Raw genomic sequence first — 10865 nt, 5'->3', positions numbered from 1 at the left:
ACATGAACCGCCGTATACGGAACCGTACGTACGGTGGTGTGAGAGGACGGCGGGAGCGATCCCGCCTCCTACTCGATGGAATAACAGACAGGAGAGGGGAGCAAAGATTGGATTCAGCTCCTTCGATGCCATGGGCCGATACTCAACAATGGTAACATTGCTTTGCTAAGATTAATTGATGAGCAAAAGCTTGGTACTACACCGAGTTTGTTGAGGTAGTCGAAAGGAAAAAATAACCTCTAAGTCACGCTGAACATGTTGCTTTTTTACGGTTTTTTCAGGCAGGAAAAGAAGGGGGACAGCGTTAGGCCAGTAGCTTTGTTTGTTGATTTTGCTATCCAGATAAAGCGAGAATTTATCTGTAAGTTTGAAGCAAAAGTAGCTTAAGGACCGCCCGTAATACGCGGGATGTTTTGTCTCTGTTAAAGATACCGAACGCTTTAGAAAAGCATCTGTATCGATTTTAAGTCTCTGCCACAACAAAATCTTGTGATCCATTTTTAATATATAAATTTCGATTAAGTTGAAAAATAAACTTGCAGATTATTAATTAACGACTACGCACTATAAAATAAAACTAAATATACACTTCTTTAACACTGAGGTAACCAATAAGTATCAATGTGCAAAATAATCAACAAGTCTTATTAAATTGAGTTGGATCAATAAGTAAAGAATCCTGCAAAGGTATAAATATTTGGAAAATGTCTTAGATCAAACTGGCGAAAAAGTGATAATTTATCTATAAATGAGACATTGTCTAGAAACGCAAAAAACATTCAGCGAATACCTGTTTATTGTAAGGGCATTGCGGGGTAATATATTTGCGAACTGTCTCATTTATTTTTTAACGTATTTGTAACCTTTACCTTTGAAGCCGTTTTTTAATATTTTCGGATTCCAAAGGGTGTGCGGAAGCAAATGTATTTGTATTAGGGCATGCGTTGTGGCGCGTTTTTCGTTCCACGTGTGGAGTCTTCATGCGAAGAGCAAGGAGTCAAGATGTTGGATATTGTTGAACTGTCGCGATTACAGTTTGCCTTGACCGCGATGTACCATTTCCTTTTTGTGCCACTGACGCTGGGTATGGCGTTCCTGCTGGCCATCATGGAAACGGTATATGTTTTGTCTGGCAAGCAAATTTATAAAGATATGACCAAATTCTGGGGCAAGTTATTTGGTATTAACTTTGCTTTGGGTGTAGCTACTGGTCTGACGATGGAATTCCAGTTTGGTACTAACTGGTCTTACTATTCTCACTATGTCGGTGATATCTTCGGTGCGCCTCTGGCCATTGAAGGTCTGATGGCATTCTTCCTTGAGTCAACCTTTGTCGGTCTGTTCTTCTTTGGTTGGGATCGTCTGAGCAAAGTGCAGCACTTGGGTGTGACTTGGCTGGTTGCTTTGGGTTCAAACTTCTCTGCACTGTGGATCCTGATAGCCAACGGCTGGATGCAGAACCCTATCGCGGCAGATTTCAATTTTGAAACCATGCGTATGGAAATGATGAGCTTCTCTGAACTGGTATTTAACCCAGTTGCTCAGGTGAAGTTCGTTCATACAGTAGCAGCAGGCTATACCTGCGGCGCAATGTTTGTTCTCGGCGTCAGTTCCTACTACTTGCTTAAAGGGCGTGATGTTGCTTTTGCAAAACGTTCTTTTGCTATTGCTTCCGCTTTCGGTATGGCTGCGGTTCTGTCAGTTCTGGTTCTGGGCGATGACTCTGGTTATGAGCTCGGTGACGTACAGAAAACCAAACTGGCTGCAATTGAAGCTGAATGGGAAACGCAGCCGGCTCCGGCCTCTTTCAATCTGTTTGCAATTCCTAATCAGGAAACACAATCAAACAGCTTCACGATTGAAATTCCGTATGCCCTCGGGATTATTGCTACCCGTTCTCTGGACAAGCAAGTCACCGGTCTGAAAGAGCTGATGGTGCAGCATGAAGCACGTATCCGTAACGGGATGATCGCGTATAAACTGCTGGAGCAGTTGCGTACCGGTACTGCTGATCCTGCTGTACGTGAAAGCTTCAACGAAATCAAAAAAGACCTCGGTTATGGCCTGTTGCTTAAACGCTATACTGAGAATGTCTCTGATGCAACCGAAGAGCAAATTCAGTCAGCGGTAAAAGACTCTATTCCTGAAGTGCTGCCTCTGTACTTTGCTTTCCGTATCATGGTGGCTTGCGGGCTGCTGATGCTTGTGCTTATTGCAGTTTGCTTCTGGAGCGTTATTCGTAATCGTATCGGTGAGAAGAAATGGCTGCTGCGCGCTATGCTTTACAGTATTCCTCTGCCGTGGATTGCCATTGAGTCCGGTTGGTTTGTCGCTGAATATGGTCGTCAGCCGTGGGTTGTGGGTGAAGTTCTGCCAACCGTAATGGGGCACTCAGCGCTGGAAAGAAGCGATCTTATCCTCTCTATCACGCTGATTTGTGGTCTGTACACCTTGTTCCTGATTGCAGAGCTATTCCTGATGTTCAAATTTGCACGCCTTGGGCCGAGCAGTCTGAAAACAGGTCGTTACCACTTTGAGCAGTCCACAGTGGCTTCTAAAACGGCGCACTAAGACAGGAGTTCTCAAATGATCGATTACGAAATATTGCGTTTTATTTGGTGGCTGCTGGTTGGCATTCTGCTAATAGGGTTTGCTGTCACTGATGGTTTTGATATGGGTGTCGGTATGCTGTCGCGTGTTATTGGCCGCACCGATGTCGAAAGACGTATCATGATAAACTCTATCGCCCCACACTGGGATGGTAACCAGGTCTGGCTTATCACTGCGGGTGGTGCGTTATTTGCCGCCTGGCCACAAGTTTATGCGACTGCATTCTCCGGCTTTTATGCAGCGATGATTCTGGTTCTGGCATCACTGTTCTTCCGTCCGGTTGGCTTTGATTACCGTTCCAAAATTGAAGACAACCGCTGGCGTGGTATGTGGGACTGGGGCATCTTCATTGGTAGCTTTGTTCCGCCTCTGGTGATTGGTGTTGCTTTTGGTAACTTGCTGCAAGGTGTGCCTTTCTCTATTGATGAGTATATGCGCATCAGCTATACCGGTAACCTATTCCAGTTGCTGAATCCGTTTGCACTGTTAGCGGGTGTGGTCAGTTTGTTTATGATTCTGGCTCAAGGCGCAACCTACCTGCAAATGCGTACTGTTGGAGAGCTTAACTTGCGCTCTCGTGCTTCAGCGCAGATTTCAGCTCTGGTGACAATGGTAGCTTTTGCTCTGGCTGGCGTTTGGGTTATCTACGGTATTGATGGTTATGTAGTGACTTCTGTCCTGGACCATACAGCGCCGTCTAACCCACTGACTAAAGAAGTGACTCAGCAGGCGGGAGCCTGGCTGGTAAACTTTAATAATGCGCCAATCTTATGGGTGATCCCTGCACTGGGCGTTCTGTTACCGCTGTTGACTATTCTGATGTCTCGTCTGAATCGTCCGGCAATGGCTTTCCTGTTCTCATCACTGACTATTGCTTGTGTGATCCTGACTGCAGGCGTTGCGATGTTCCCATTCATTATGCCATCCAGCATTATGATGAACGCGAGCCTGACCATGTGGGATGCGACTTCGAGTCAGCTGACACTGAACGTAATGACCTATGTTGCGATTATCTTCGTTCCAATCATTCTGGCTTACACCATCTGGTGTTACTGGAAAATGTTTGGTCGGATCACTAAAGAGCACATTGAAAGCAACACCCACTCTTTGTATTAATCAGGAGATAGTTATGTGGTATTTTGCATGGATCCTGGGAACGCTTCTGGCTTGTGCATTTGGTGTTATCACTGCTCTGGCAATTGAGCAGTTAGAAGACAGCAAGGCCGGAAACGGAAAAGAAGAACACTAATGAAATCCATTATCGCAAAATTATATGCGGTAATGGACAAGGGCCCTTTACGGGCCCTGTCCTTAGTGATGGCATTACTGCTTGCGGGTATGATCTTTTGGGATCCGACCCGTTTTGCAGCAAAGACCAGTGAATTTGAAATCTGGCATGGTTATGCTTTGATGTGGGCGATATGTGCCGGCGTCATACATGGCGTCGGATTTCGTCCGCGTAAACTGCGCTGGCAGACCTTTTTTTGCCCATTACTGGCTGATATCGTTCTGATTGCTGCATTGGTTATGCTCTTCGCTTAATAATATTTCCGCCAGATCCTCTCAGTAAAGAATTATGAGTTTTTGTCAGCTCATAATTTTTTACTTAACGTTAATCTCAACCCATTCCAAAGCCGCATTCTCTTGCGTATAGTAACTGCGTTTAATGGTATTTCCGGATTGTATTGTGAGTTCATCGCTATTTTCATGGCCGGTACGAGTCTATTACGAAGACACGGATGCCGGTGGTGTTGTTTATCACGCCAGTTACATTGCTTTTTATGAACGAGCACGCACTGAGATGCTGCGTAAGCAAGGTTTTAGTCAACAAATGTTGCTAGCCGAGCATGTGGCTTTTGTGGTGCGCAAAATGACTGTTGAGTATCTTGCGCCAGCACGACTCGACGATTTACTCGAAATTCAAAGTGAAGTTAAATCGATGCGAGGCGCTTCAATGGTGTTTTCGCAGCGGATAGTTAACGCCGAAAATCAGGTTCTCAACCAGGCTGAGGTTTTGATTGTCTGTGTTGATTTATCCCTAATGAAGCCTCGTGCGCTTCCCAAGTCTATTGTCGCGGAGTTCAAGCAGTGACTGACATGAATATTCTTGATTTGTTCCTGAAGGCGAGCCTTCTGGTCAAACTCATCATGTTGATTTTGATTGGTTTTTCTATAGCCTCATGGGCAATCATTATTCAGCGTACGCGTATCCTTAATGCTGCAAGCCGTGAAGCAGAAGCGTTTGAAGACAAGTTCTGGTCTGGTATTGAATTGTCACGTCTGTACCAGGAAAGTCAGGGTCGTCGTGATAACCTGGGCGGTAGCGAGCAAATATTCTATTCTGGTTTTAAAGAGTTTGCCCGTTTGCATCGAGCCAATACTCATGCCCCAGAAGCGGTGGTTGATGGGGCCACGCGTGCTATGCGTATTTCCATGAGCCGTGAGCTGGAAAACCTGGAAACCCATATTCCTTTCCTTGGTACTGTTGGTTCGATAAGCCCTTATATCGGTCTGTTCGGTACTGTCTGGGGTATTATGCATGCCTTTATCGCACTGGGTGCGGCTAAACAGGCCACGTTACAGATGGTTGCTCCTGGTATCGCAGAAGCACTGATCGCGACAGCGATAGGTTTGTTCGCTGCAATTCCCGCGGTAATGGCATACAACCGCCTTAACCAGCGCGTGAATAAGCTGGAACTGAATTACGACAACTTTATGGAAGAGTTCACGGCTATCCTGCACCGTCAGGCTTTTACCAGCAGCGAAAAGCAGTAACAAGGGGTAAGTCATGGCCAGAGTCAGACGTGGTCGTCGTGAGCTAAAATCGGAAATCAATATTGTTCCGTTATTAGATGTGTTGCTGGTATTGCTGCTTATTTTTATGGCAACAACACCAATTATCACGCAAAGTGTTGAAGTCGATCTGCCGGATGCGACAGACTCTCAGACTGTGAGTACTAACGAAAATCCACCCGTTATTATTGAAGTTTCGGGTATTGGGCAGTACAGCATTGTGGTTGAAAAAGATCGTATGGAGCAGCTACCAGCCGAGCAGGTTGTTGCCGAAGTTCAACAACGCTTAGAAGCTAATCCGAAAACTGTGTTTTTGATTGGCGGGGCGAAAGAAGTTCCGTATGACGAAATTATCAAAGCGCTAAATCTGTTGCATCAGGCAGGCGTTAAGTCCGTTGGTTTGATGACTCAACCCATCTGATCCATCTTGCGTATAACGTTTGGATATCGATAGTGTCAAAGGCAACTGAAGAAAACGCTAAATTTAAACGATCGCTATCCTGGTCAGTCGCGTTTCATATCTTATTGATAGCGCTGCTGATCTGGAGCTCGTTTGATGAATATATTGATACATCTGCCAGCGGTGGCGGGTCGTCTATCGACGCCGTTATGGTCGATCCTGGTGCTATAGTTCAAAATTACAATCGACAACAGCAACAGCAGACTGACAGTAAACGTAAAGCTGAGCAGCAAGAAAAACAGGCTCAGCGACAGGCGGAAGAGCTTCGGGAAAAACAGGCTGCTGAACAAAAGCGTCTGAAAGAACTGGAAAAAGAACGTCTGGCAGCAGAGCAACGGACTAAACAGCAAGCCGAGCAGCAAAAACAAGCCGAAGAGGCTGCTAAGCAGGCTCAGGAACAACAGAAACAGGCGGAAGCCGCAGCAGCAAAAGCGCAGGCTGAAGCGAAAGCCCAGGCTGATGCAGCTGCTAAAGCACAAGCTGAAGCGGCAGCGAAAGCTGCGGCAGATGCAAAAGCGGCAGCCGAAGCGGCGAAAAAAGCCGCCGCGGATGAACAGAAAAAAGCAGCTGAAGAAGCTGCTAAGAAAGCCGCCGCCGCAGAAGCCGCGAAACAAGCTGCTGCTGAAAAGGCCGCCGCTGAAAAAGCCGAGGCTGCAAAAGCTGCTGCCGCGGAAAAGGCCGCTGCTGAAAAAGCTGCCGCTGCGGCAAAAGCTGCAGCAGATAAGAAAAAGGCTGACGCGGAGAAAGCTGCTGCGGCAAAAGCTGCAGCAGATAAGAAAAAGGCTGACGCAGAGAAAGCCGCTGCGGAGAAAGAACAGGCTGAAGGGGTTGGCGATCTTATCGGTGACTTAAGTTCGGATAAGAATGCGCCGAAAACGGGTAGCGGAGCACCAGGAAAAGCTGCATCTTCCGCTGGAGCTGGTAAAAGTAGTGGACCGTCTAAGGCTGAAATTGATGGTTATGCGGGACAAATAAAAGCCGCTATTCAGAGCAGACTTTATGATAGCTCGTCCTATGCTGGCAAAACCTGTACTTTACGGATAAGAATGGCTCCGGATGGTTTGTTACTGGATATTAAATCTGAAGGTGGCGATCCTGCGTTATGTCAGGCTGCTCTTGTGGCTGCCCGACAGGCGAAGCTGCCTAAGCCTCCGAGTACGGCCATTTATGAAGTATTTAAAAATGTACCTCTTGACTTTAAGCTGTAGTAAACGTTTTTCTCGCATAACTGAGAAAAGTTACCAGGTTTAAAGGACAGGAGTCAGAAACTTTTTGACATTCTGCTAGATTATCGCGGGTAAACTACCTGGATAAGGGAGATATGATGAAGCAGGCATTACGTGTAGCGTTGGGTTTCTTAATGCTGTGGGCAACGGTGTTGCATGCAGAAGTACGTATCGAGATAACCGAAGGGGTTGACTCTGGTCGTCCTATTGGCGTTGTTCCTTTCCAATGGAATGGCACGGGTGCCGTACCTGAAGATATCGCCGGTATTGTCGCGGCAGACTTACGTAACAGTGGTAAATTTAATCCGCTGGCAACGGCACGTTTACCACAGCAGCCGGGCTCAGTGGGGGAGGTTCAACCTGCTCTCTGGAGTGCTGTTGGCGTTGATGCTGTTGTTGTCGGGCAATTAACCGCAAACCCAGATGGCAGCTATACTGTTGCTTATCAGTTAGTCGACACTGTGGGTGCACCGGGAACTGTTCTGGCTCAGAACGCTTACAAAGTCGATAAAAAATTGCTCCGCCTTGCTGCTCATAGTGCGAGCGATATCGTATTTGAAAAAATGACAGGGATTAAGGGCGCATTCCGCACCCGTATCGCTTATGTGGTGAAAACCAACGGAGGCCAGTTCCCGTATGAGTTGCGTGTTTCTGACTACGATGGCTACAATCAGTTTACGGTCCACCGTTCGCCTCAGCCACTGATGTCACCTGCCTGGTCTCCGGATGGCCGCAAACTGGCTTATGTGACTTTTGAAAGCGGTCGTTCTGCGCTGGTTATTCAGGATCTGAACACCACTGCTATCCGCCAGGTTGCTTCATTCCCGCAGCATAACGGGGCACCTGCGTTTTCTCCAGATGGCAGCAAACTGGCATTCGCACTGTCGAAAACCGGTACTCTGAACATTTATGTGATGGATCTTAACTCCGGGCAAATTCGTCAGATTACCAACGATCGTAGCAGCAATACTGAGCCATCATGGTTCCCGGATAGCCAGAATCTGGCCTATACTTCAGGTCAGTCAGGTCGTCCACAAGTCTATAAAATTAATATCAACGGCGGAAGCGCACAGCGTCTGACGTGGGAAGGTGCTCAGAATCAGAATGCTGATGTGAGTTCCGATGGCAAATTAATGGTGATGGTCAGCACAAACAGCGGACAGCAACATATCGCCAAACAAGATCTGGAGACGGGTGGCGTGATGAATTTAACGTCGACGTTCCTGGACGAAACGCCGAGCTTGGCCCCTAACGGCACAATGGTAATCTACAGTTCCTCTCAAGGAATGGGTTCCGTGCTGAATTTGGTTTCAACAGATGGGCGTTTCAAAGCGCGTCTTCCGGCAACTGATGGACAGGTCAAATTCCCTGCCTGGTCGCCGTATCAGTGATAACAATAAATTGATTATTAAAGGATCAAAGAAATGCAACTGAATAAAGTGCTGAAAGGGCTGCTTATTGCTCTGCCGGTTATGGCCATTGCGGCATGTTCTTCTAACAAGAGCGCCAACAATGATCAAAGCGGTGAAGGTATGTTGGGTGCCGGCACTGGTATGAGTAACGGCAGCATGTCTTCTGACGAGCAAGCTCGTCTGCAGATGCAACAATTGCAGCAGAACAACATCGTTTACTTCGGTCTCGACAAATATGACGTGAGCCCGGAGTTTGCGAACATGCTGGACTCCCACGCTAACTTCCTGCGTAGCAATCCATCATACAAAGTGACCGTAGAAGGTCATGCGGATGAGCGCGGTACCCCAGAGTACAACATCTCCCTGGGCGAACGTCGTGCTAACGCTGTTAAAATGTACCTGCAAGGTAGAGGCGTTTCTGCAGACCAGATCTCCATCGTTTCTTACGGTAAAGAAAAACCTGCAGTACTGGGTCATGACGAAGCGGCTTACGCTAAAAACCGTCGTGCCGTACTGGTTTACTAAGAGCATCACATGATTGGTAGCCTCAGAACTCACTTGTTGAGTCTGCCGCTACTGGTTGGCATAGCGGCTCCATGGGCCGCTATTGCACAAGCGCCAATCAGTAGTGTCGGCTCAGGCTCGGTCGATGACCGTGTCACCCAACTTGAGCGTATTTCTAATGCTCATAGCCAGCTTTTGACTCAGTTTCAACAGCAGCTGTCTGCTAGCCAGAATGATATCGATGTCCTGCGGGGGCAGATTCAGGAAAGCCAGTACCAGCTGAACCAAGTTGTTGAGCGTCAAAAAAGTATTATGTTGCAGATAGACGGTCTGAGTAATGGCAATACGGCAGCAGATACCAGCGCTAACTCAGCAACAACGGCAACGCCTGACCAGAACGCGGCAGCAACAGCTCCAGCTGTCGCCGTTCAGGGAAGCGATGCCAACAGTGACTATAACGCAGCGATAGCTCTGATGCGTGATAACGCTCGTCAGGATGAAGCTATCACTGCTTTCCAGAATTTCATAAAGGCTTATCCGGACTCAACCTATTTGCCTAATGCGAATTACTGGCTCGGTCAGCTGAATTATAATAAGGGTAAAAGAGATGATGCGACGTTTTACTTCGCGTCTGTAGTAAAAAACTACCCTAAATCTCCTAAAGCTTCTGACGCCATGTTAAAGGTCGGCATTATCATGCAGGACAAAGGCGAGAAGGCTAAAGCTAAAGCGGTCTATCAGCAGGTTGTTAAACAGTATCCAGGTAGTGACGGTGCTAAACAAGCGCAGAAGCGTTTAACCGGCTTATAGTGTTTGCGTCCTGACCAGGAATTGTTGTTTTTCTGGTCGTGCCGCATGAAAAGCCAGCAGTTGTGTGATTTAAGTCGAAATATTTGTTGCGTCAAATTCTTAAAGCAGTAATATATGCCGCCGTTGCCCAGGGATGATGTTACTACCTGGAATACATACTAAAATGGGTCGTTAGCTCAGTTGGTAGAGCAGTTGACTTTTAATCAATTGGTCGCAGGTTCGAATCCTGCACGACCCACCAATTTAGTATGGTACACGGTGTTTTTCGTGTAGGGTTCGAACCTGTAGCAGGTTCGAGTGGAGCGAAAGCGAAACAGCGTTGCTTTAGCAACGACCCGAAGGGTGAGGCCAAAGGCCGAATCATCCTGCACGACCCACCAATTTAGTATGGTACACGGTGTTTTTCGTGTAGGGTTCGAACCTGTAGCAGGTTCGAGTGGAGCGAAAGCGAAACAACGTTGCTTTAGCAACGACCCGAAGGGTGAGGCCAAAGGCCGAATCATCCTGCACGACCCACCTGTTTTAGTTTAGCAACACAGTATTTCGTAAATCAGGGTCGTTAGCTCAGTTGGTAGAGCAGTTGACTTTTAATCAATTGGTCGCAGGTTCGAATCCTGCACGACCCACCAATTTAGAATGATACACGGTGTTTTTCGTGTAGGGTTCGAACCTGTAGCAGGTTCGAGTGGAGCGAAAGCGAAACAACGTTGCTTTAGCAACGGCCCGAAGGGTGAGGCCAAAGGCCGAATCATCCTGCACGATCCACCAATTTAAAATGATACAGGGTGTTTTTCGTGTAGGGTTTGAACCTGCAGCAGGTTCGAGTGGAGCGAAAGCGAAACAGCGTTGCTTTAGCAACGACCTGAAGGGTGAGGCCAAAGGCCGAATCATCCTGCACAACACACCAATTACGAAATATCATGATGTACACCGCAAGTGCGGGTCGTTAGCTCAGTTGGTAGAGCAGTTGACTTTTAATCAATTGGTCGCAGGTTCGAATCCTGCACGACCCACCAATGTAGAAAGGCGCCCTAAAGGCGCCTTTTTGCT

At 47.3% G+C, this 10865-nt stretch carries 11 protein-coding genes, 3 tRNA genes and 4 other RNA genes; all 18 read left to right on the top strand.

Features of this window, described 5'->3' with window-relative positions; genetic code table 11:
• The first annotated feature begins 1002 nt into the window (after positions 1-1002).
• The 18 genes from cydA to Q1A40_RS22450 all read left to right on the top strand — a co-directional run bounded on the left by cydA (position 1003) and on the right by Q1A40_RS22450 (position 10831).
• Positions 1003-2571, top strand: a complete 1569-nt coding sequence (gene cydA, locus Q1A40_RS22535; protein ID WP_300005934.1) for a cytochrome ubiquinol oxidase subunit I — start codon at positions 1003-1005, stop codon at positions 2569-2571.
• Positions 2572-2586: 15 nt separating this feature from the next.
• Positions 2587-3726: a cytochrome d ubiquinol oxidase subunit II gene (gene cydB / locus Q1A40_RS22530; RefSeq protein WP_300005931.1), complete on the top strand. Its 1140-nt coding sequence runs from the start codon at positions 2587-2589 to the stop codon at positions 3724-3726.
• Positions 3727-3739: 13 nt separating this feature from the next.
• A complete protein-coding gene (gene cydX / locus Q1A40_RS22525) occupies positions 3740-3859 on the top strand; it encodes a cytochrome bd-I oxidase subunit CydX (protein WP_300005928.1) in 120 nt (39 codons plus the stop codon).
• Positions 3859-4152: a cyd operon protein YbgE gene (ybgE, locus tag Q1A40_RS22520; RefSeq protein WP_300005924.1), complete on the top strand. Its 294-nt coding sequence runs from the start codon at positions 3859-3861 to the stop codon at positions 4150-4152. Before cydX ends, ybgE begins: the two co-directional genes overlap by 1 nt.
• A 145-nt stretch (positions 4153-4297) precedes the next feature.
• Complete coding sequence (gene ybgC / locus Q1A40_RS22515; protein WP_300005921.1) at positions 4298-4702, top strand: tol-pal system-associated acyl-CoA thioesterase; 405 nt, start codon at positions 4298-4300, stop codon at positions 4700-4702.
• Entirely contained in the window at positions 4699-5385 is a 687-nt protein-coding gene (gene tolQ / locus Q1A40_RS22510) for a Tol-Pal system protein TolQ (RefSeq protein WP_300005918.1), read from the top strand. The genes ybgC and tolQ overlap by 4 nt, the downstream gene beginning before the upstream one ends.
• 13 nt (positions 5386-5398) lie before the next feature.
• Entirely contained in the window at positions 5399-5824 is a 426-nt protein-coding gene (gene tolR / locus Q1A40_RS22505; RefSeq protein WP_300005915.1) for a colicin uptake protein TolR, read from the top strand.
• Between the two features lie 32 nt (positions 5825-5856).
• Complete coding sequence (gene tolA, locus Q1A40_RS22500; protein ID WP_300005912.1) at positions 5857-7071, top strand: cell envelope integrity protein TolA; 1215 nt, start codon at positions 5857-5859, stop codon at positions 7069-7071.
• Between the two features lie 116 nt (positions 7072-7187).
• Positions 7188-8480, top strand: coding sequence for a Tol-Pal system beta propeller repeat protein TolB (gene tolB / locus Q1A40_RS22495; RefSeq protein ID WP_300005937.1), 1293 nt, complete (start codon positions 7188-7190; stop codon positions 8478-8480).
• A 33-nt stretch (positions 8481-8513) separates the two neighbouring features.
• The gene (gene pal, locus Q1A40_RS22490; protein WP_300005909.1) at positions 8514-9026 is read left to right on the top strand and encodes a peptidoglycan-associated lipoprotein Pal; all 513 of its coding nucleotides are present in this window, start codon (positions 8514-8516) and stop codon (positions 9024-9026) included.
• Positions 9027-9035: 9 nt separating this feature from the next.
• Positions 9036-9815: a cell division protein CpoB gene (gene cpoB / locus Q1A40_RS22485; RefSeq protein ID WP_300005906.1), complete on the top strand. Its 780-nt coding sequence runs from the start codon at positions 9036-9038 to the stop codon at positions 9813-9815.
• Positions 9816-9980: 165 nt separating this feature from the next.
• Positions 9981-10056 (top strand) — tRNA-Lys (locus tag Q1A40_RS22480).
• Positions 10057-10068: 12 nt separating this feature from the next.
• A non-coding RNA gene (locus Q1A40_RS22475) (RtT sRNA) lies at positions 10069-10195 on the top strand.
• 12 nt (positions 10196-10207) lie between these two features.
• A non-coding RNA gene (locus tag Q1A40_RS22470) (RtT sRNA) lies at positions 10208-10334 on the top strand.
• Between the two features lie 34 nt (positions 10335-10368).
• Positions 10369-10444, top strand: a tRNA-Lys gene (locus tag Q1A40_RS22465).
• Positions 10445-10456: 12 nt separating this feature from the next.
• Positions 10457-10583, top strand: a non-coding RNA gene (locus Q1A40_RS22460) — RtT sRNA.
• Positions 10584-10595: 12 nt separating this feature from the next.
• Positions 10596-10722: non-coding RNA, RtT sRNA (locus Q1A40_RS22455), on the top strand.
• 33 nt (positions 10723-10755) lie between these two features.
• Positions 10756-10831: transfer RNA gene (locus tag Q1A40_RS22450), tRNA-Lys, on the top strand.
• Positions 10832-10865: the final 34 nt, after the last annotated feature.

Origin of the sequence: uncultured Cedecea sp., from assembly GCF_947498825.1 — a bacterium.
Taxonomy (GTDB): Bacteria; Pseudomonadota; Gammaproteobacteria; order Enterobacterales; family Enterobacteriaceae; genus JGM124.
This window is presented reverse-complemented; position numbering and strand designations above follow the sequence as displayed.

Bases quoted from the DNA above. Each gene is read 5' to 3' on its own strand.
- cydB (WP_300005931.1), top strand. From the start codon at position 2,587: ATGATCGATTACGAAATATTGCGTTTTATTTGGTGGCTGCTGGTTGGC.
- tolB (WP_300005937.1), top strand. From the start codon at position 7,188: ATGAAGCAGGCATTACGTGTAGCGTTGGGTTTCTTAATGCTGTGGGCA.
- ybgE (WP_300005924.1), top strand. From the start codon at position 3,859: ATGAAATCCATTATCGCAAAATTATATGCGGTAATGGACAAGGGCCCT.
- tolR (WP_300005915.1), top strand. From the start codon at position 5,399: ATGGCCAGAGTCAGACGTGGTCGTCGTGAGCTAAAATCGGAAATCAAT.
- cydA (WP_300005934.1), top strand. From the start codon at position 1,003: ATGTTGGATATTGTTGAACTGTCGCGATTACAGTTTGCCTTGACCGCG.
- cydX (WP_300005928.1), top strand. From the start codon at position 3,740: ATGTGGTATTTTGCATGGATCCTGGGAACGCTTCTGGCTTGTGCATTT.
- pal (WP_300005909.1), top strand. From the start codon at position 8,514: ATGCAACTGAATAAAGTGCTGAAAGGGCTGCTTATTGCTCTGCCGGTT.
- cpoB (WP_300005906.1), top strand. From the start codon at position 9,036: ATGATTGGTAGCCTCAGAACTCACTTGTTGAGTCTGCCGCTACTGGTT.